The 21,394-nt window shown below is 32.3% G+C and carries 23 protein-coding genes, 1 tRNA gene and 1 pseudogene; 20 read left to right on the plus strand and 5 right to left on the minus strand.

Features of this window, described 5'->3' with window-relative positions:
- The first annotated feature begins 49 nt into the window (after nt 1-49).
- Nucleotides 50-502 carry a thioredoxin-dependent thiol peroxidase gene (bcp, locus tag LOS89_RS05200; RefSeq protein WP_231836781.1) on the plus strand — a complete coding sequence of 151 codons (453 nt, stop codon included), beginning with the start codon at nt 50-52 and terminating at the stop codon, nt 500-502.
- 55 nt (nt 503-557) lie between these two features.
- Here bcp and LOS89_RS05205 read toward each other — a convergent pair whose 3' ends face one another.
- The 4 genes from LOS89_RS05205 to LOS89_RS05220 form a co-directional block, all read right to left on the minus strand.
- The gene (locus LOS89_RS05205) at nt 558-1,403 is read right to left on the minus strand and encodes a hypothetical protein (protein WP_231836782.1); all 846 of its coding nucleotides are present in this window, start codon (nt 1,401-1,403) and stop codon (nt 558-560) included.
- 17 nt (nt 1,404-1,420) lie between these two features.
- The gene (gene kdsA, locus LOS89_RS05210) at nt 1,421-2,239 is read right to left on the minus strand and encodes a 3-deoxy-8-phosphooctulonate synthase (RefSeq protein ID WP_231836783.1); all 819 of its coding nucleotides are present in this window, start codon (nt 2,237-2,239) and stop codon (nt 1,421-1,423) included.
- A gap of 92 nt (nt 2,240-2,331) precedes the next feature.
- Nucleotides 2,332-2,793 carry a 2-dehydro-3-deoxyphosphooctonate aldolase gene (locus LOS89_RS05215; RefSeq protein WP_231836784.1) on the minus strand — a complete coding sequence of 154 codons (462 nt, stop codon included), beginning with the start codon at nt 2,791-2,793 and terminating at the stop codon, nt 2,332-2,334.
- 1 nt (nt 2,794) lies between these two features.
- Entirely contained in the window at nt 2,795-3,277 is a 483-nt protein-coding gene (locus tag LOS89_RS05220; RefSeq protein WP_231836785.1) for a DUF4199 domain-containing protein, read from the minus strand.
- Nucleotides 3,278-3,374: 97 nt separating this feature from the next.
- On the opposite strand from LOS89_RS05220, the gene LOS89_RS05225 reads away from it, so the two are divergent.
- The 5 genes from LOS89_RS05225 (at nt 3,375) to ytxJ (ending at nt 7,427) form a co-directional block, all read left to right on the plus strand.
- Nucleotides 3,375-3,941, plus strand: coding sequence for a YeeE/YedE family protein (locus tag LOS89_RS05225; protein ID WP_231837042.1), 567 nt, complete (start codon nt 3,375-3,377; stop codon nt 3,939-3,941).
- Between the two features lie 2 nt (nt 3,942-3,943).
- Entirely contained in the window at nt 3,944-4,357 is a 414-nt protein-coding gene (locus tag LOS89_RS05230) for a DUF6691 family protein (RefSeq protein ID WP_231836786.1), read from the plus strand.
- Between the two features lie 162 nt (nt 4,358-4,519).
- Nucleotides 4,520-5,278, plus strand: a complete 759-nt coding sequence (gene yaaA / locus LOS89_RS05235) for a peroxide stress protein YaaA (protein WP_231836787.1) — start codon at nt 4,520-4,522, stop codon at nt 5,276-5,278.
- 4 nt (nt 5,279-5,282) lie between these two features.
- Nucleotides 5,283-6,842 carry a protein adenylyltransferase SelO gene (locus LOS89_RS05240; RefSeq protein WP_231836788.1) on the plus strand — a complete coding sequence of 520 codons (1,560 nt, stop codon included), beginning with the start codon at nt 5,283-5,285 and terminating at the stop codon, nt 6,840-6,842.
- A 249-nt stretch (nt 6,843-7,091) separates the two neighbouring features.
- Entirely contained in the window at nt 7,092-7,427 is a 336-nt protein-coding gene (gene ytxJ, locus LOS89_RS05245) for a bacillithiol system redox-active protein YtxJ (RefSeq protein ID WP_231836789.1), read from the plus strand.
- On the opposite strand, the gene LOS89_RS05250 is transcribed toward ytxJ, so the two are convergent.
- The gene (locus tag LOS89_RS05250; protein WP_231836790.1) at nt 7,428-7,994 is read right to left on the minus strand and encodes a DUF6642 family protein; all 567 of its coding nucleotides are present in this window, start codon (nt 7,992-7,994) and stop codon (nt 7,428-7,430) included. It abuts the gene before it with no gap.
- A 286-nt stretch (nt 7,995-8,280) separates the two neighbouring features.
- On the opposite strand from LOS89_RS05250, the gene LOS89_RS05255 reads away from it, so the two are divergent.
- The 14 genes and pseudogenes from LOS89_RS05255 (at nt 8,281) to LOS89_RS05320 (ending at nt 21,393) form a co-directional block, all read left to right on the plus strand.
- Nucleotides 8,281-8,368 (plus strand) — tRNA-Ser (locus LOS89_RS05255).
- Nucleotides 8,369-8,638: 270 nt separating this feature from the next.
- Entirely contained in the window at nt 8,639-9,880 is a 1,242-nt protein-coding gene (locus LOS89_RS05260; RefSeq protein WP_231836791.1) for a site-specific integrase, read from the plus strand.
- 86 nt (nt 9,881-9,966) lie between these two features.
- Nucleotides 9,967-10,317 (plus strand): hypothetical protein, encoded by a 351-nt coding sequence (locus LOS89_RS05265; RefSeq protein WP_231836792.1) that lies wholly within the window; start codon nt 9,967-9,969, stop codon nt 10,315-10,317.
- A gap of 183 nt (nt 10,318-10,500) precedes the next feature.
- The gene (locus tag LOS89_RS05270) at nt 10,501-11,373 is read left to right on the plus strand and encodes a DUF3347 domain-containing protein (protein WP_231836793.1); all 873 of its coding nucleotides are present in this window, start codon (nt 10,501-10,503) and stop codon (nt 11,371-11,373) included.
- 6 nt (nt 11,374-11,379) lie between these two features.
- Entirely contained in the window at nt 11,380-11,844 is a 465-nt protein-coding gene (locus LOS89_RS05275) for a TlpA family protein disulfide reductase (protein WP_231836794.1), read from the plus strand.
- Between the two features lie 2 nt (nt 11,845-11,846).
- Complete coding sequence (locus LOS89_RS05280; protein WP_231836795.1) at nt 11,847-12,344, plus strand: heavy-metal-associated domain-containing protein; 498 nt, start codon at nt 11,847-11,849, stop codon at nt 12,342-12,344.
- Nucleotides 12,344-13,159 carry a hypothetical protein gene (locus tag LOS89_RS05285; protein WP_231836796.1) on the plus strand — a complete coding sequence of 272 codons (816 nt, stop codon included), beginning with the start codon at nt 12,344-12,346 and terminating at the stop codon, nt 13,157-13,159. Before LOS89_RS05280 ends, LOS89_RS05285 begins: the two co-directional genes overlap by 1 nt.
- A gap of 1 nt (nt 13,160) precedes the next feature.
- Nucleotides 13,161-13,817, plus strand: a complete 657-nt coding sequence (locus LOS89_RS05290; protein ID WP_231836797.1) for a class I SAM-dependent methyltransferase — start codon at nt 13,161-13,163, stop codon at nt 13,815-13,817.
- A 35-nt stretch (nt 13,818-13,852) separates the two neighbouring features.
- Complete coding sequence (locus LOS89_RS05295; RefSeq protein ID WP_231836798.1) at nt 13,853-14,323, plus strand: hypothetical protein; 471 nt, start codon at nt 13,853-13,855, stop codon at nt 14,321-14,323.
- A gap of 35 nt (nt 14,324-14,358) precedes the next feature.
- A complete protein-coding gene (locus LOS89_RS05300) occupies nt 14,359-15,108 on the plus strand; it encodes a DUF3347 domain-containing protein (protein ID WP_231836799.1) in 750 nt (249 codons plus the stop codon).
- Between the two features lies 1 nt (nt 15,109).
- Nucleotides 15,110-15,583: a heme-binding domain-containing protein gene (locus LOS89_RS05305; RefSeq protein ID WP_026726774.1), complete on the plus strand. Its 474-nt coding sequence runs from the start codon at nt 15,110-15,112 to the stop codon at nt 15,581-15,583.
- Nucleotides 15,584-15,675: 92 nt separating this feature from the next.
- Nucleotides 15,676-18,903 (plus strand): annotated as a pseudogene (locus tag LOS89_RS05310) (efflux RND transporter permease subunit).
- On the plus strand, nt 18,890-20,143 hold the full coding sequence (locus LOS89_RS05315) for a TolC family protein (RefSeq protein WP_231836800.1): 1,254 nt from the start codon (nt 18,890-18,892) through the stop codon (nt 20,141-20,143). Before LOS89_RS05310 ends, LOS89_RS05315 begins: the two are co-directional and overlap by 14 nt.
- Nucleotides 20,144-20,145: 2 nt before the next feature.
- Nucleotides 20,146-21,393 (plus strand): heavy metal-binding domain-containing protein, encoded by a 1,248-nt coding sequence (locus tag LOS89_RS05320; protein WP_231836801.1) that lies wholly within the window; start codon nt 20,146-20,148, stop codon nt 21,391-21,393.
- Nucleotide 21,394 lies beyond the last annotated feature (1 nt).

The raw sequence follows: 21,394 nt of genomic DNA on the forward strand, positions 1-21,394 counted from the left end.
TTTTAGTATCTTTAATTTTAAATTGAAACACTTGTAAAAGTATAAAATTATGACAACATTAAAAAAAGGCGACAAAGCACCAAATTTTTCAGGATTAGATCAAAACGGAAGAGCTCATAAATTAGAAGACTATAAAGGCAAAAAACTAGTAGTTTTCTTTTATCCAAAGGCAAGTACTCCAGGTTGTACAACCGAAGCTTGTGATTTGAGAGATAATTTTGAACGTTTTAAAGCAAATAATTATGCTCTTTTAGGAGTCAGTGCCGATAGTGCAAAAGCACAAACTAAATTTATTGAAAAATACGATTTACCTTTTCCTTTATTAGCTGATGAAGATAAATCGGTTATAAATGCGTTTGGAGTTTGGGGGCCAAAGAAATTTATGGGAAGAGAATACGATGGTATTCACAGAACCACTTTTGTAATTGATGAAAATGGAATATTAGAAGATGTTATTACAGATGTTAAGACCAAAGCACACGCTAATCAAATTTTGAAATAAATAAAAAAGGCACAACTTCAAATGAAATTGTGGCTTTTTAAATTGTTGATTAGATTTATAGTTTGAAAATACCACCAACTGCTATAATTCGTTGGAAGAACCAAAAATTTTGTTCTGCTGAATCTGCTGAATCTTTTGTTGTTCTAATATTGTTCATTTCAATATAACCCGCTTTTAATTCAGTTTGAATGAAGAAATACTTGAAAAAAGTCAAGTTTAAACCTACTTTTCCTGATAATCCATAACCAGCAACATTAAATTCATCATATCGTTCTTTTCCTAAAAGTGTAGTATTTGTTCTTGGATATAAAAAGCCACCTCCAAGGCCTTCTGTAATATTCACTTGAAATTTATCAGTATTGTTAATTCCAAACAATTTTGAAATATCATCAACACGAGAAATTTCAGTATTCACATAATTTAAACCGTCTGTGTGTTCAAATAATAAGAAATCCTCATCAAGTGTTAATTGTCCATCAGCTGGATTTTCATTATAAGTTCCTGCATTTGGATAATATCCAGAATAATTGACTCTTACATCGTTATACATTACATATTTCATGTGATCAAATCCAATTGAAATATTATAATGATCCGAAATAAAATATCCAATTCTTAAATTGGTTTGCGGAATAGTTATTCTTCCTGGATTTAAATAATCGATATGCCAACCTTTTGGCTTGTCGTGAGCCGCTACATCATAAATTGTAAAATCATAATCGGCTCCTTTAAAACGGATGTCTGAACGAGTATATGATTCACGATTTCCTCCCCAAAAAACGTAGAATTTTCCTTTATTGTGAGCTGTGTATTTTTCAGGATTTTCAACTGTTTCTTGCGAAAAGGTGTACTGTGAAAAAACACAAAAAGTTAGTACAACCATTAAAAATGGATGTTTCATTTAAAGTATAAAAAATATTAAAATTGATTTACGGTTTTTCTGATGGCAACTAGCTTAGTCATTAAGTCTTCAAAATAGTCTAAATGCAACATATTTGCGCCATCACTTTTAGCATTAGCAGGATCAAAATGAGTCTCAATGAAAATTCCGTCAACACCAACAGCAATTCCTGCTTTAGCAATAGTTTCAATCATATCAGGACGACCTCCAGTTACTCCAATTGTTTGGTTAGGTTGTTGTAATGAATGCGTAACGTCTAAAACTGTTGTGGCATATTGTTTCATAGTTGGAATTCCTCTGAAATCTACAATCATATCTTGATAACCAAACATAGTTCCTCTATCAGTTACCATTACATTTTCATTGTTGCTATCAAGAACTTTTTGAACCGCATGTTTCATGCTTTCAGGACTCATAAATTGTCCTTTTTTAAGATTTACAGTTTTACCTGTATTGGCAGCCGCAACTACTAAATCTGTTTGACGAACAAGAAATGCTGGTATTTGTAACACATCTACATATTCTGCTGCCATCACGGCATCTTCGTTTGTATGAATGTCAGTTACTGTTGGAACACCAAACTCTCTAGATACTTTTTGTAGAATTTTTAATGCTTTTTCATCACCAATTCCAGTAAAACTATCTACTCTTGAACGGTTTGCTTTTTTAAATGATCCCTTAAAAACGTAAGGAATTTGAAGTTTATGGGTTACTGAAACGATTTTTTCTGCAATTCGCATTGCCATTTCTTCTCCTTCTATGGCACAAGGACCTGCTAGTAGAAAAAAGTTACCGCTTTCAGTATGTTTTATTTGTGGAATGTTTTGTAAATTCATTTGTGTTGATTTTGAAGTTGCAAAGATAAAAATAAAAACCTTTCAAACAGCAGTTCAAAAGGTTACTTATGTTACTTATAACAAAAAAAGTTTTAGTTAGTTGAAACTACTTTTTTTTTAATCGAAAATCCTTTAGGACAAAGTATTTTTCCTTTTTCGTAAATATTAAAATACAAGGTTATTTTTTTAGAACTTCCTTCAAACATTACTTCATAAATGCCAACAGTACCAGCACCCATCAGACTGTTTTTAGATGGAAATGGACAGCAAGTATCTACTTTTTTGTAACTTATTTTTTCTCCATTAGGACCTTCTAAACCATTAAAATAATATTGGATATTGATGTCTTCTTGTTTTTCATGAATGAAACCAATATTGATAGGATAATCCTGGTCGTAACCATATTTATTGTCGGTAGCATATTCTGTAATTACATAAGCTTTGTCTTTTATTGATGGACGAATAGCGGTGTTATCTACATTTTTTAAAGTAGATTCTGTGCTTACGCAACTTGTAAGTAATGCTAGAGAAAGTACAGAAAATAAAATTTTCATATTAAACTGTTTTAGTTCTAATTAAGTATGCAACAATCGCGCCAATTACAACCCCCATTGATATTCCACCCGAAATACTTTGCCAGATATATGCTGTAAGATTAAAATAATTTTGAGCTTGTTCAAGTGTCATTCTTTTGCTTTCAACAGACAGGGAAATCATTTTTTCAAAATAAAGAGGCGTAATGAATTCATGCGTGATAAATTGTGTGATTGGAGAAAAGATAGCCACCATAAAAGAAATTACAATTGAAGAAATAAATCCTTGTTTCCAATTCATATTGTTTTGATAGTAGTTTCTTTTTTTATCCCATAAAGCAAGAAAATAAACAATGAAAGTTGGAAAGATAATAAGTAATGAAAAAACCATTTGCCATTTTAGTTTTTCATCATGAAAACCTAGTTGCTTTTCTAGTGTCATCCAAGCTAGGAAAATAATAATTGAAATGATTGCCCACTTGAATTCTATTGTAAATTTCTTCATGAATTGAGATTTTTTTCGTGATTCAAATTTACTATATTTTGGATTAAATGCTACAAAACCCAATCTGAATTTCTATTTTTGCACAAAATTGCAAATGATGGAATTAATTTTAGGTACTTGGCATTGGGCTATATCTGGTTTTTTAATCGGGATAGTGATGTTATTATTGATTTATTTTGGAAAATCTTTCGGAATGTCTTCAAACCTTAGAATCATGTGTACTATGGCTGGAGCAGGAAAATTTAGTGATTTCTTTAAATTTGATTGGCGTGAACAAAAATGGAGTTTGGCTGTTGTTTTAGGAGCAATTCTAGGAGGTTTTATAGCTTATCATTTTTTATCTAACAATACTGGAGTAAATATAAATCCGGATACAATTACACAATTACAATCACTAGGAATTGATGCTCCTAACGGAAAATTAATGCCAGATGCATTGTTTAGTATTGATGTGCTTCAAACACCAAAAGGATTTGCTATTTTATTAATAGGTGGATTATTAATAGGTTTTGGCACTCGTTATGCAGGTGGTTGTACTTCAGGACATGCCATTTCTGGATTAAGTAATTTTCAACTACCTTCATTAGTAGCCGTAATTGGATTTTTTATTGGAGGCTTAGTAATGGCTCATTATTTATTACCTTTAATTCTTAAAGCAATTTAATTATGAAGTTAGCACGATTTTTTTTAGTAGGAGTATTGTTTGGAATTGTTTTAACAAAAGCGGAAGCTGTTTCATGGTATCGCATTTATGAAATGTTTCATTTTCAATCATTTCATATGTATGGTATCATTGGTATGGCTTTATTTACAGGAGTTGTAGGTATTCAGTTGATAAAGAGATTTAAAGTAAAAGACTTTAATGGTATGCCTATTCAAATTATTGAGAAAGAAAGAGGATTTTGGCGATATATTATTGGTGGTTCTTTATTTGGATTGGGTTGGGCTCTTGTAGGAAGTTGTCCTGGGCCAATTTTTATATTATTAGGAACAGGAACTTACGCTATTGCTGTAGTTTTAATTGGAGCATTATTAGGAACTTATATTTATGGATTATTAAAAGATAAGTTGCCTCATTAATTTGTTTTAAATTTTATACGATTACTATAAAATCCCGAGTCTTCGGGATTTTCTTTTTTAGAAAATTGATTGTGATATAATTTTTATTTATGGTTTTCTAAATCTAATAAGACTTGAATTTCGTAATTTTGAAAATATAAGTAAAAAAGCAATATTAAATCCATGAAAATAGTAGTTTCCCCTGCAAAATCGTTAAATTTTGAATCGGCACTTCCAACTGAAAAATACACAGAAAGTATTTTTTTAAAGGAAGCAACGACTATTCAAAAAACTTTAAAGAAGAAAAAGCCAAAACAATTGATGGAATTGATGGACATTTCTGAAAAGTTAGCGGATTTGAATTGGGAGCGCAACCAGGCTTGGTCTTTGCCTTTTACTCCAGAAAATGCACGACCTGCAGTTTTTGCTTTTGATGGCGATGTATATACAGGTTTAGATGCTTATACTATTCCGACAGAAAAATTAGCTATTCTACAGAGTAAATTACGAATTCTGTCTGGTTTGTATGGTATTTTAAAACCGTTGGATTTAATACAAGCATATCGATTGGAAATGGGAACTTCTATACCAATTGGTACAAAAAAGAATTTATATGAGTTTTGGAAGAAAAAAGTAACCCAAGCTCTTAATAGTGAGTTAGAAAAGGATGAACTCTTTGTAAATTTGGCAAGTAACGAATACTTTTCTGCTGTTGATGTTAAAGTATTGAAAGTTCCTGTAATTACTCCAGAATTTAAAGATTATAAAGACGGAAAATTGAAGATGATTAGTTTTTTTGCTAAAAAAGCAAGAGGACTTATGGTGCGATTTATTATTGATACCAATGCAGAAACCATTGAAGATTTGAAGAAATTCAATTACGAAGGTTACGCATTTGATGACAATTTATCTAAAGGGAATACTTTAGTGTTTACAAGATAACTAAATGAAAATCAACTTAAAAGATACTTTTAATAAAGAGTTGCCTGCCGATTCGGATTTATCCAATACCCGAAGACAGGTGTATAATGCTTGTTTTTCATTTGTAACACCGCGAGTTCCTTCAAAGCCTACATTATTGCATTATGCTGATGATTTAGCTGAAACATTAGGTTTTTCAAAAGAAGAAATGTCATCTGAAGTGTTTTTGAATTTGGTTTCAGGAAGTGCTGTTTATCCCAAAACACAACCTTATGCCATGGCGTATGCTGGCCATCAATTTGGTAATTGGGCAGGGCAGCTAGGTGATGGTAGGGCAATCAATTTGTTTGAGATGCTTTCACAAAATCAACGATGGACGCTGCAATTAAAAGGAGCAGGAGAGACGCCTTATTCAAGAAATGCTGATGGTTTAGCGGTTTTACGTTCTTCTATTCGGGAGCATTTGTGTAGTGAGGCGATGTTTCATTTGGGTGTGCCTACAACGCGTTCGTTGTCTTTGGTAAGTACAGGCGATAAGGTGTTGCGCGATATTTTATATAACGGAAATCCTGCTTATGAGCCAGGAGCTGTAGTATGTAGAGTTGCTCCAACGTTCATACGTTTTGGGAATTTCCAACTGTTTGCAGCTCGAAAAGATATTACGAATTTAAAAGCATTGGCTGATTATACAATCAACTACTTTTATCCCGAAATTCAATCGGAAGGAAAAGAGAAATACCTGCAATTTTATCAAGAGATTGTGAATAGAACTGTAGCTATGGTTTTGCATTGGCAGCGTGTTGGGTTTGTTCATGGGGTTATGAATACCGATAACATGTCTATTTTAGGCTTAACAATTGATTATGGTCCGTATGGATGGTTGGAAGATTATGATCCTGATTGGACGCCTAATACAACCGATGCGGAAGGCAGACGTTACCGTTTTAGAAACCAACCTGATATTGCTTTGTGGAATTTGGTTCAATTGGGAAATGCGCTTTATCCGTTGATTGAAGATATTGCTTCAATGGAACAAGTATTGAATAGTTATAGTCAGCAATTTGATTCACAATTTCCTATTATCCAACAGCAGAAGTTAGGATTAGCAGCTGAATATGAAAGTACTTTTCAGGATGAGTTGACTACTTTGTTGACAACTTCAGAAACCGATATGACAATTTTCTATCGCAACTTGGCCAATGTAGTAAAAACCGATACGCCTGATGAAGCCTTAACTAAAGTAGCCTTTGCGTTTTATCAACCTGATAAAATAGTTACTACTTTAAAAACAAGTTGGTTGAACTGGTTCGAATTGTATCTGATCAAACTTAAAGAAGAACAATTAGCTGATGCCGAGCGAAAAGCGGCTATGAATTTGGTTAATCCAAAATATGTATTGCGAAATTACATGGCACAATTAGCCATTGAAGCTGCAGAAAAAGGTGATAACTCTTTGATAAACGAATTGTATACCGTTTTGAAAAAGCCTTATGATGAGCAATCGGAATATGAAAAGTGGTTTGCCAAACGACCTGATTGGGCACGACATAAGGTAGGATGTTCGATGCTTTCTTGTAGTTCTTAGATTTAGTGGCACTAAGTTTCACAAAGTAGGCACAATGTCACACAAAGATTTATCTAAACATATAAGTCATGTAAGTAAAAAGAAGTGTTATTACCGATAATTAAGTTCATAAAAGAGATGCATGACAGAATGAAAAACTGATCGGATAGTTTGTGCGTATTATGAAAAGTCAAACGTCCGAAGCTTCGGACTAAAATCAAAATAAAAAATAGACTTATGTGTCTATGTGTTTAACAAAAAAAATATACTATGAATAATTGGATTACCATAACTTCAGAAGATGCAGTAAAAGATATAATTGCCAACTCAAAAACTAGAACACAGATTATTTTTAAAGATAGTGTTACTTGTGGTATTAGTGCTTATGCCAAAGAACGATTGGTTAAAGGAAATGATTTATTGATTGCTAAAGCCGATTTCAATTATTTGGATTTGCTTTCGTATCGCAATGTGTCTAATTTTATTGCGGAGGAATTGAATGTGATTCATCAATCGCCACAAATTATTGTTTTAAAGAATGGGGAAGTGGTATATCGTGTTTCGCATCACAGTATTCAACCAGAGGATATAGCGAAGTATTTGTAATTAGTAATACAAAGTAAAGCCCATCGTTTTTGCTAAGGCATATTGTTTTTTATATAAGGCTTCGGTAATACGGATTACATTGTCGTCATCGTAGCATAAAGAGAAAAATAAGTTGTCTAAAACGGTACTAACAATTGGTGCTGCATTTTGATACCCTGAAACAGCTGTTACACCTGTAACGTCTATGAAGTACTGTGCGGTTTCGGCATCTAAATTCAATTGCATGGTATTGGCAAAGTGCAATTGTTTGCCTTTTAATTTTCCTTCAAAGATTTCGGCAATTTCTTCTAATGAGTAGTTGTACTTGTCTATCGTAATTTGATTACCGTGTCCTTCAACCACCAAATAAATTATTTCGTAATCATGAAAGTTACGGTCTTCGTAAAGCAAGGTGTTTAAATTACTTTCAAAACTTTCAATGCTATCACAAGTTTGATACACGTTTGTGATTCCGTATTGAAATGCCAATTTTTCTAATGAGTGTAAAATAGTACTATTGTGGTTTTGCTGTAAACTTGGTACGGCTTCTAAACAGTATATTTTAAAATCGCTATCAAAGTTGGGCATGTGGTTTTATTTAGAAAAGCAAAGATAGGGATTTTGGGTAATGGGTGATGGGTAATGGGTGATGGGTGAAAGGTAATGGGTGATGGGTAATGGGTAATGGGTAATGGGTAATGGGTGATGGGGGAATTTTAATTTTTTTTAAACTTTTCTAGTTTATTTAGTGGCTGACATTCAAACAATTGAAAAAAGTAGAAAAAATATTTTAGTATTTTCTATAAAAAACGTTTGCAGAAATAAAAAATCGTTCTATATTTGCACTCGCAATACGGAAGTAGGGCGCTTTATTGGAGAAATGGCAGAGTGGTCGAATGCGGCAGTCTTGAAAACTGTTGACTGTAACAGGTCCGGGGGTTCGAATCCCTCTTTCTCCGCCAGCTGGAAAGCAAATTGAATTAAAACCCTTAAAATCGTATGATTTTAAGGGTTTTTTCTTTTTATAACATATCAAATTATTCATTCATTCGTGAACCTAAAGGGATAAAATCGGTTACCCTAAACAATCCAAATCTTGGGTAACCGATTTTTATTTCAGACTACTATTCACAAGGCTTTACAGCCAGTTCAACAACCAGTTTAAAAACTGTACATCTTGTGGATTAGTCATATTGAAGTTAAATTTAATAACAACTAAAAAGGTCACCACAATGAAAACAAAAGTATCAATTCTCTTTTATGCAAAAAAAGCGAAAGCAGCTGCAAATGGTTTAGTTCCTATCTACTCCAGAATTACTATCAATGGAAAACGTATCGAATTAAGTACAAACCGATTTGTAGAAATATCCAAATGGTCCACAGAAGCAGGTAAAATAAAAGGTACTTCAGAAGAAGCACGTTCAATAAATAACCATCTTGATTTACTGAAAAGTCAAATAAGAGATGCTGAAATGGAATTAATCCATAAAAAGATAATTGTAACTACCGAAACAATTAAGAGTAAACTATTAGGAGTTGATGAAAGAGCAAGAATGCTCGTCCCTATCTTTCAAGACCACAATAACAAAATAAAAGAGCTTGTTGGAAAAGAATACGCTCCAGGAACATTAGAACGCTACACTACTTCACTCAAACATACTATTGAGTTTATGCAATGGAAATACAATGTTTCCGATATCGATATTACAAAAATTGATCATGCTTTTATAACCGATTACGAGTTTTGGTTACGTAGCGTCAGAAATTGTGCTAACAATACAGCTGTTAAATACCTAAAAAACTTCAATAAAATTATCAAGCTTTGCTTGGCCAATGACTGGTTAGAAAAAAATCCTTTTGCCAACTACAAATCAAAAATTAAAGAAGTTGAACGAGTTTATTTAACTGAAACTGAAATCCAATCCATAATTGAAAAAGATTTCAAAACAGAAAGACTTTCGCTAGTTCGCGATATCTTCCTTTTTAGCTGCTTTACAGGTTTGGCATACATAGATGTCAAAAACTTAACAAAGTCGCATATAAGCTTCGGTATTGATGGTGAAAAATGGATATTTACTCACAGACAAAAAACAGAAAGTGCTTCAAAAATTCCAATCCTTCCTGTAACTCAAATGATAATTGATAAATACGAAAATCATCCACAATGTTTAAATGAAGAAAAACTACTACCTATCCTATCGAACCAAAAAATGAACGCTTATTTAAAAGAAATAGCCGGAGTTTGTGAAATTGAAAAAGAATTAACTTTTCACATTGCAAGACACACCTTTGCCACAACTGTAACATTGACAAACGGAGTTCCTATTGAAAGCGTAAGCAAAATGTTAGGTCATAAAAATTTGAGAACTACTCAGCATTATGCAAAAGTGCTAGATAGAAAAGTAAGCGAAGACATGAAGATTTTGAAAAATAAATTCAAATCAGATTGTTTGACAAAGAGAAAATCTATTTAACAATATTTTTACTTAATATTAATTTATTTTAATTAGTTTTGTATTGTTTTATTAGTTTAATGAAAAAATACCACATCATACTCATAATGATTTTAGGCATGTTTATCTTGCCTAATAGTGCTATGGCTTGTGGTAAAGGTTCAGACAAGAGTTCTTGCAAAAAAGAAATTTCCTCTACTAAATCAGAAAAAAAGAGTTGTTGTGACAACGATAATTCGAAAGATAAAGATCACAAAGGTTGTAAAGGCAATTGCGGTCATTCTAAATGTGGATGTTCGTCAACCTGTCCAACCTCTTCAGTAAGCTTTTCATCTGAAATCCTTTTTAAAAATTACATGTTTAGCTATTCTTCAATCGAGAAAGTTAAATTTTCATACACAATACCATCAATCTCAGATGGTTTTTATTCTATTTGGCTCATTCCTAAAATAAGCTAAATCCATTTTTGACAGCCATAAGTGTGTCAAATTCATAGCATTTTGCTATTCAATCTAACAGTTAAGTATTGTTTTTTATACCATTATTGGTATTGTAATAACATGCTTTCGCAACTGTTATTTATCCAAATTTATTTTATCAACTAATCAAGGTAGTTTGCTTTGATTACAATTTTATTCAAAATGAAAAATTCATTAATGAAAATAATGATAGCAATTTCTGTATTGTTATCAACTACAGGTAATGCACAAATTAAAAATGCAAAAACAGAAACAGTTAAGATTTATGGAAACTGTGGAATGTGCGAAACCAAAATCGAAAATGCAGGAAATATCAAAAAAGTAGCTAAAGTAGATTGGGATCAAGATTCGAAGATGGCCACTTTAACTTATGATACTACTAAAACTAATCCAGACGAAATACTAAAAAGAATAGCATTAGCAGGATATGATAGTGATAAGTTTCTTGCACCAGATGATGTCTATGACAATCTTCATGGATGTTGTCAATATGACAGAGTTGCTAAAGTTCCAGTTAAAGAAGAAATCAAAGTGGAAGAAACTACTGAAATCCATAATAATCATGTAAACCACAATGAAACTTCAAAGATGGTACTTCAAGAAGTTAACCAACTTAAAGTTGTTTTTGATAACTATTTTGTGGTAAAAGATGCTATGATTTCTTCTGATGGTAACACAACTTCAATTGCTTCAAAGGAATTACTAACTGCAATAAACAATGTTAAAATGGACAAATTGGATATGGATGTTCATATGGTTTGGATGAAAGTTGTAAATCAAATTAAAAAAGATACTGAACTGATTTCAAAATCAAAAGATATTAATAAACAACGAAATCACTTTACAACATTATCAAAAGACATTTATTCATTATTAAAAGTTGCAAAGTATGAGGTTCCAGTTTATTTCCAACATTGCCCTATGTACAATGATGGTAAAGGTGCAAATTGGTTAAGTAAAGAAAATGCAGTAAAGAATCCTTACTACGGCTCAATGATGTTAACTTGTGGAAAAACGGTAGAAACTATTAAATAATCTAAAATGAGAAGAATAATTTTTGCATTTTTTTTAATTACTAATATAGCCACTGCACAGATTGATGTTGGAGATACAATACCATCAATAGCATTAAAAAGTACTAGTAATACAGAGGTAAATATTACATCTTTTAAAGGGAAATATGTATTAATTGATTTTTGGGCATCATGGTGTGGTCCTTGCAGATTAGGCAATAAAAAGTTAGTAAAACTACATAATGAAGTTAGTTCAGATAAAATAGAAATAATAGGAATATCAATCGATACAGATACTAATAAATGGCTAAAAGCTGTTGAAAAAGATAAAATTAAATTTACCCAATTGATAGACTCAAAAGGTTTTGATGCTGAAACAGCAATACAATTTGGTGTAGAGGAATTACCATCGAAATTTTTATTCAATGAAGAAGGTGTTCTAATTGCAAAAAATCCAACAGAAGAAGAAATATTGAAATTAATAAAAGAGTAAAAATGAAAAAAATAAATATAGGTTATGTTTTGGTTGCATCAATGGTTTTGATGTTTTCAATGAAAAGTAATGCCCAAATTTCAAAAGCTGAAATTAGAGCAACCGGACTAACATGTTCAATGTGTTCGAATGCTATAAACAAGCAACTTAAAAGCTTACCCGAAGTGGTTAATGTAGAAACCGATTTAAATACAAACACGTTCACTATAACCCTTAAAGAAGGTAATGAATTAAGCCCAAAAGTATTTAAGGAGAAAGTAGAAAAAGCAGGTTTTTTTATCGGTTCATTAGTTATAACAGCAAAACCTGAAACCATAGCTAAAAATTCTTACATTTTGGTTAATGACAGACCAAATAACGTGACCGAAATACAATTTCAAGTAGTTGACAAGGGCTATGTTACTGAAAAGGAATATAAAAAATTATCCAAATCATATAAGAATGTCGAAACGTATGCTTCAAATAATGAAGATGATTTCCACATTAAAATTCTAAATTAATGAGAAAGATTATTTTATTTTTTGTTACAATAAGTTGTCAAAATGTTTTTAGCCAGGAATTATTTGTAATTACAGATCCTGCAAGTAATGTTCCAGCAAATTCACTTGGAGTTAATGTAATGCAGTCACTTTTTAAAGAGGAAATGAAATCAGGTTATAATTATCATTTTATGCCCGAAGTATCATATGGATTAAATAAAAATATAATGTTTCGTGCTTCTGCTTTTGTGAGTAATAGAAATAGCCAATTAGTTACTGAAGGTGGTAGTTTTTATACGAAATATCGTTTTTATTCTACAGATGATTTAAATAGTCATTTCCGATTAGCAGCTTATGGTAGATATAGTTTCAATAATGCAGATATTCACCAAGAACAGATTGAAATTTTAGGACACAATTCAGGTTTTGAAACAGGATTAATAGCTACAAAATTGATTAAAAAAGTTGCAATAAGTTCTTCAATAAGTTTTGAGAAAGCTTTAGATAACAAACCAAGTTATCCATTTCCGGATAATATTGGTGATAATGCAACTAATTATACACTTTCTTTTGGTAAATTGATGTACCCCAAAAAGTACACAAATTACAAACAAACAAACATTAATTTAATGGTTGAATTTGTTGGACAAACTATTAATGAAAATGGTAAATCTTATTTGGATGTGATGCCTGCTGTGCAATTTATTTTTAATAGCCAAGCACGTTTGGACTTTGCATATCGTCAAGAATTGGTAAGTTCAATGGTACGCTCAGCTCCAAATGGATTTTATTTCAATCTGTACTATACTTTTTTCGATTTAAAAAAACAAAAATAAAATGAGTACAACAAAATTTATTCCAGCATTGGGTTATGATTTTTTAAGTGATTACTACGATTTAGCAATCAAAATAACTATGCCTGAGAAAAAATTCAGAAACAGGTTAGTAGATTTTGTTAACCCTAAAGAGGATGAAAAAATATTAGAATTTGGGTTTGGAACAGCTCAAAACATTATTATTCTCAAACAACGATTTCCTGATAGTGATGTTCAAGGTGTTGATATTGACCCTAAAATTAAATCAATAGCTGAGTATAAATTAAATAAGGCAGGAATTCACGCACCGCTTTTTTTGTATGATGGAAATAAGTTGCCATTTGAAGATAAATCATTTGATAAGGTTTATAGTTCTCTTGTTTTTCATCAGTTAGATAGTGTCACAAAATTAAAATGCTTACTGGAAATTAATAGGATACTAAAACCAGAGGGTGAGCTAATTATTGGAGATTGGGGTAAAGCAAAAACAAAATGGATGCGGTTCTCATTTTACTTAGTTCAATTACTTGACGGTTTCAAAACCACCAATGATAATGTAAATGGTTTAATGATAAAATACATTTCAGATGCAAGATTTAAAAATGTAGAGGAAATAGACCATATCAATACATCAATTGGTACTTATTCTTATTATTTAGCCAATAAAATTAATTATTAATCAGTTTCTTAAAATTAACTCTAAAAAAATGAATAATGAATGAAATTGTAAAAAGAAATAACCAAATAATTATTGCAATATTAATTGCAATAATGCCAATAATGAATTTATTCGCACAAAACGGAAACAATTCTAATGGTCCTCATAATGGAACCATCAAAAAAGTAAAAAGTTATCATATCGAAACTTTAATTAAGGATAGCAAAGTATATTTTTTCATACTTGATGAAAAATTGAAACCATTAAGCAATACTGAAATAACAGGAACAGCTTCATTAATATTTGCTGATAGAAAATCAAAGAAAGTTGAATTAACAAGTATAGATGCAGAAGCTTTTATTGTGAACGAAATAAATGCAAATATGTATACCGATATTCAAGTAACTTTTAAGATAAGAGGAAAATCTATCTCAACAATATTTTCAAAAGATAGAAAACTAGAACGTATTCCTAAAGAAATAACGAAACATTATCACGAACAAAGCACAGAACATAGTTACAAATAAAAATTATTTAATAATAACTTCAAAATTTTAAAAAAATGAAAAAAGTAGTAATTTTAATAGCATTAGTTACAACATTAATCTCTTGTAACAAAACTACAAAGTCAGAGGGGGTTGAAAGTACATCAACTGAAAATAACATGAGTGATACTCAAAAAGATCAACTTTTCGCCTGTCCAATGCATCCTGAAGTTACGGGTAAAAAAGGGGAAGATTGTTCAAAATGTGGTATGGAATTAACAGAGCCAGTTGTACAAAAAGAACCATCTCATGACCATAGCAATGGTACACATGATCATAATGATAATTCAACAGTCGAACCAAAAGTGGTAGAAACTACACAAACTTCTTCCACTCCGTTTTCTACTAATGGGATTATTGATGATTATTTAAAAATCAAGAACGCTCTAACTAAAGATGATGCTAATGGTGCAGCTAAAGCAGGTAAAACTTTGTATAAAACGTTTAATTCCATTAATACTGCCAGTTTAAACGCGAGTCAGAAAAAGGAATACTTAGACATTGCTGATGATGCTAAAGAACACGCAGAGCATATTGGCGACAATGCAGGTAAAATTGACCATCAAAGAGAACATTTTGCCATACTAAGTAAGGACATCAATGATTTAATAAAACTTTTGGGTTCAAATAAAAAATTATATCAGGACCATTGTCCAATGTATGACGACGGTAAAGGCGCTATTTGGATCAGCGAATCCAAAGAAATCAAAAATCCATATTATGGCTCTAAGATGCTTACTTGTGGTAGTTTGAAAAAAACGTTATAAAATGAAAAGAAGATTAAAGAAAGTAGGTATAGTACTTTTTTTGGTATTGATAGCAATACAATTCTATCAGCCTGCCCTGAATCAAAATCCAGGGCAGGATTATACAAATGATTTTCTGGTCACGACCGATGCACCAACAAATATTTCAAAACTAATAAAGACATCTTGTTACGATTGCCATAGTAATAACACCCAGTATCTCTGGTATGATTACATTCAACCAGCTAGAATGTTTGTAGAAACACATATTACTGATGGGAAAAAAGAGTTAAATTTTAATGAGTTTGGCAGTTATTCAAATCGAAAGCAGCAAAGTGAGTTAGAAGCAATAAGCAAACAAATTAAATCGGGTGATATGCCTTTAAGTTCCTACACGCTATTACATCATGATGCAATACTTAATGAGGCGCAAAAACAGGAAATAATTACCTGGATTAATTCAATAAATGAAAACAACAGTTTGTCGGAAAATTAAGTGCTCTCCTATATTTTGAATATGTGATATATATCATAATGTAAAAGGACTCAATTGATTAATTTTATTTAAAAGGAAGAAAAAAGACAAAAATGGTAGAAAAACTAATTCCATTCTCACTTAGAAACAGAGCAATTGTGCTACTGGTTTCGGCTTGTTTATTTGTGTGGGGAATCTATAGCGTGAAACAAAATCCTATAGATGCTATCCCTGATTTATCAGAAAATCAGGTTATTGTATTTACCGAGTGGATGGGTAGAAGCCCACAGGTAATCGAAGCGCAAGTAACTTATCCTTTGGTTTCTAATCTTCAAGGGATACCAAAAGTTAAAAATATACGGGGAGCCTCCATGTTTGGGATGAGCTTTGTCTATATCATTTTTGAAGACAATGTAGATACCTACTGGGCAAGAACCCGTGTGTTGGAACGATTAAATTATGCCCAACGTTTACTTCCACAAAATGTTGTTCCAACCTTAGGTCCTGATGGTACAGGAGTAGGCCACATTTTTTGGTATCATTTAGAAGCCAATGGAATGGACTTGGGAGAGCAAAGAGCCTTACAGGACTGGTATGTGAAATTTGCACTGCAAACAGTTCCCGGTGTAGCCGAAGTAGCTTCTTTTGGAGGTTTTGAAAAACAATACCAGCTAGTGTTAGATCCACTAAAAATGCAGTATTATAATGTCAGTATGATGGAAGTAATGAATGCTGTTAAGGCTAATAACAATGATGTAGGCGGCCGAAAGTTTGAAATGAGTAATATGTCTTATATCATTAGAGGTTTAGGCTACATAAAGAACAGTAAAGATGTCGAGGATATTTCGATTAAAAATTACAATTCTATCCCTGTGAAGGTAAAAGACATAGGTTCAGTACAAATGGGTGGAGATTTACGCCTTGGAATTTTTGACCAAAACGGAACTGGGGAAGTCGTAGGCGGTATAGTGGTAATGCGTTACGGCGAAAATGCTGATAAAGTCATCAAAGCGGTTAAAGCAAAGATGAAAGAAGTTGAAAAAGGATTGCCCGAAGGAGTGAAATTTAAAACTTCCTATGACAGAAGCGAGTTAATCGAAAAAGCTATTGAATCTGTCAAGGGAACACTTATAGAAGAAATGATAGCAGTTTCACTCGTTATCTTAATTTTTCTGTTCCATTGGAGAAGCGCCCTTATAATCTTAATTCAACTTCCTATATCCGTAGCAATTGGCTTCATATTGCTTGAAGCATTTGGTATTTCATCTAATATTATGTCATTAACCGGTATTGCACTCGCTATTGGAGTTGTTGTGGATGATGGAATTGTAATGGTTGAAAACGCCTACAGGACAATCTCAGAGAAACAAGAAGAAATGATTGATAACAAGTAAATTGGTATGATGATAGAAAAAATTAAAAATTTATTTAAAAAGGAACACGACCCTTTATCCTCTGATGAAAAACTTCAACTAATTGAAAAATCATCAAAGTTAGTAGGACCGGGTGTTTTTTACTCAACACTGATCGTAATTGCGTCTTTTCTACCGGTTTTTTTACTCACAGGTATGGAAGGAAAATTATTTAGTCCCTTGGCTTGGACAAAATCATTCATTCTAATCGTTGATGCTTTTTTAGCCATTACACTCACACCGGTGCTTATAAGCTTTTTATTAAAAGGTAAACTTCGTCCTGAGAATAAAAACCCAATCAATAAAAAACTGGAAAGTGTATACACTCCTATTTTGGTTTTTTGTTTGAAATGGAGGAAAACGGTTTTAGGAATTAATGTAGTAGCTTTACTAATCGGTTTAGTCATGTTTACTCGTTTAGGTTCCGAGTTTATGCCACCATTGGATGAAGGTTCAGTACTTTTCATGCCGGTTACCTTGCCCGATGTTTCAAACTCGGAAGTAAAAAGAATATTGCAGGTTCAAGACAAATTGATAAAATCAATTCCCGAAGTAGACCATGTATTGGGAAAAGCTGGTAGAGCCAATACTGCTACAGATAATAGCCCTATTAGCATGATTGAAACCATCATTTTATTAAAACCTCAAAGTGAATGGAGAGAAGGAAAAACAAAGAATGATATTATAACCGAAATAAATAATAAACTCCAAATTCCGGGAGTAACCAACGGCTTTACACAGCCTATCATTAATAGAATAAACATGCTATCTACTGGTATTCGAACAGATGTTGGAATTAAAGTTTATGGAGAAAGTTTAGATACCATTAATGCACTATCTCAAAAAATCAAAAAAGCACTCGAAGGTACTTCGGGGGTAAAAGATTTGTATGCGGAGCCAATAACTGGTGGAAGGTACATTGACATTGAGCCAAAGAGGGAGCTTTTGGGCAGATACGGCCTTTCAATTGACGATATTAATGCAGTTGTTGAAGCAGCTATCGGAGGAATGAAACTGACAACTACAATTGAAGGACGACAACGCTTCTCTGTAAATGCAAGATATGCACAAGAATATAGAAACAGTATTGATGCACTGAAAAAATTGCAAGTCCAAACGATGCAATATGGCCCAATTCCTTTAGAAACCATTGCAGAGGTAAAAATAAGCGATGGGCCGCCTATGATAAATAGCGAAAATGCCATGCTTCGGGGAAGTGTGCTGTTTAATGTACGTGATCGAGATTTAGGTAGTACTGTGAAAGAAGCTCAGAAAAAATTAAATTCAATGATGTCTAAAATGCCAAAAGGATATTACATTGAATGGAGTGGCCAGTGGGAAAATCAGTTGAGAGCCAATAAAACGCTAAGCATGATACTACCAATTGTGGTGATAATTATCTTCCTTATTTTATATTTTACTTACCACTCCATGAAAGAATCCCTCATTACAATGATAACAGTGCCTTTTGCTTTAATCGGTGGTGTTTTTATGGTCTATTTCTACGGAATAAATTTATCTGTTGCGGTTGCGGTTGGTTTTATTGCCCTCTTCGGAATGGCCATTGAAACAGCTATGTTAATGACGATCTATTTAAATGAATCGATGAACAAAATGGTTGAGAAATACGGAAATAGCAAAGAGGTTATCACCGAAGAAATATTGAGACAATATATTATTGATGGATCAGCCAAAAGGTTGCGACCAAAACTAATGACGGTTTCTGTTTCTTTATTTGGTCTTATTCCGATACTTTGGGCAACAGGTACAGGTGCCGATGTAATGTTACCTATCACAGTTCCTCTTATTGGTGGGACAATTACTTCTACAATTTATGTATTATTAGTAACTCCTATTGTTTTTGAAATGGTGAAACTTCACGAATTAAAAACTAAAGGCAAAATAGAACTTATAGATGTTAAAGAATAAATATTATATCGTTATAAGCTTTTTGATTTTAAGCTTTACAATTGCTAATGCACAGATTGTTTCACTGGATAATATCTTGAGCACAATCAAAACCGATAATCCGCAGCTAAAAATGTATGATGCCGATATCCAAAGTATGGATGCTGCTGCAAAAGGGGCTAAAAGCTGGATGGCACCTCAAGTAGAAACCGGTTTTTTTATGACGCCCTACAATACCAAAATGTGGAAAGCAGATGATATGAGTCCTGGCATGGGCAGTTATATGATTGGAGTCTCACAAATGATTCCCAATTCAAAAAAACAAAATGCCGAATACAAGTATATGAAGGCAATGTCATCTGTTGAAAAAGAAAACAAAAATTATACTTTAAATCAGCTTTATGCTATAGCCAAGACAAATTATTATCAATGGCTTGTACTAAACAAAAAAGTCAAAGTGGCCAATGATAACTTACTACTCTTAAAATACATGATAAAAAGCATGGAAATAAGATACCAGTACAATATGGATAAACTCCCCACTTATTATAAAGCAAAATCTCAATATAATGAGTTAGAAAGTATGATTATAATGCTTCAGAATGATATTTCACAAAAAAGAATTATGCTCAACACTCTAATGTCAAGAGATAAAAATATGGTGTTTGAAATTGAAGAAGCATTCGAACTAAAGGAATACAATTCACAACTATTGGACACCTCATCAATTTCCAAAAACAGAAGTGATATAAATGCCATCAAAAGAACCATGGAAGTAAACCAACTGAAAATTGATGCAGAAAAATCAAAATTTCTACCCGAATTTGGAGTTAAATATGACCACATGTTTGCTTTTGGACAACAGCCACAGCAATTCTCACTAATGGGCATGATGACTATCCCCATGCCTTGGTCAACAAAAATGAACAAAGCCAATATCAGTAGCTTTCAAATTAAAAATGAAAGTCTCAATTGGCAAAAACAAATGATTTTAAATGAAACAGTTGGAATGATTTCGGGCATGAATACAGAGCTTTCTAACCTCAATAAACAATACAATATCTCCGAAAAAAGCATCATCCCTTCATTGCGCAAAAATTATGATACCGCCGTTTTGGCTTGGCAAAATAACACTGGTGATTTGTTCATTGTCTTAGACGCATGGGAAGCTTTGAACATGGCCCAAATGGACGCTCTCGACAAATTGCAGTCCATACTAAACACTCAGGTCGAAATCGAAAAACAACTCGAAATTAAGTAACTATGAATAAGTATATAAAATATGGTTTGATTCTAGGTATAATAGCAATAATCGGTTCTGCTATTTATTTCTATGTCATAAAACCTGAAGTACATGACGCAAGCTCTCATCAAAACGTTGTCTATACCTGTTCAATGCATCCGCAAATTATTAGAGATAAACCTGGAAACTGCCCTATTTGCGGAATGACTTTAGTAAAAAAAGTAATTGACAATCATGCTATTGAAGATTATAATATTGAAAATGTCATCAAGCCAACAGATAACTTTGTAGTGGGTAAATTTCAAACTATAACAGCAATAGATTCAACTTTAAGTGGTGAAATCAATCTTCCTGGCACTGTCGCTTATGACCCAAATTCAGCGGTAAATATTGCAGCAAGAATAAGTGGCCGAATTGAAAAAATATATGTGAATTTTAAATACCAACGAATTAATAAAGGACAAAAATTATTTGATTTATATAGCCCTGAACTTTTAACTGAGCAAGAAAACTTTATTTATTTACTTTCAAATGATATTGATAACAGCTCAATTATTGAGGCATCAAAACAAAAGTTGTTGCTTTACGGTATGACTCAAAATCAGATAAGTGCTTTAGCTAATTCAAAAAAAGCCAATCCTAAAATAGCCATTTACAGTCCTTCTAATGGAATTGTCATAGGGTCAGAAACAATGGTTACTCCATCAAATTCTGCAATGCAAAGTATGAATAACAGTACTGAAAAACTTGAGTTAAAAGAAGGAAACTATGTCAAAAAAGGAGAAGTTGTGTTTAAATTAGTAAATACTGATAAAGTTTGGGGAGTATTCAACATTACTCAGGAAAGCAGCAGTTTTATTGAAGTCAATCAAGCCATTAAAATAACTTCTGAACTCAATGCTGAAGAATCAATAGAAGCGAAAATAAATTTTATTGAAACACAATTTAATGCTACCGACAAAACCAATAGAATTAGGGTTTATTTAAACAACAATACACTCAAATTGCCGATAGGTTTGAGATTGCAAGGTATTATAAAAACACGGTCAATTAGCGGTCTTTGGATACAAAAAAACGCATTGGTAAGTACAGGTAATAAAAAAATTGTTTTTGTTAAATCTCACAATGGTTTTAAAGCAACACCGGTAAAAACAGGGTTTGAACTGAACGGTTATATTCAAATCATTAAAGGTATTTCTGTTAGTGATACTATTGCAAAAAATGCACAATATTTAATCGATAGCGAAAGCTTTATTAAAACGGAGTAAG

It is taken from the genome of Flavobacterium channae, assembly GCF_021172165.1.
In the GTDB taxonomy this organism is placed as follows: domain Bacteria; phylum Bacteroidota; class Bacteroidia; order Flavobacteriales; family Flavobacteriaceae; genus Flavobacterium; species Flavobacterium channae.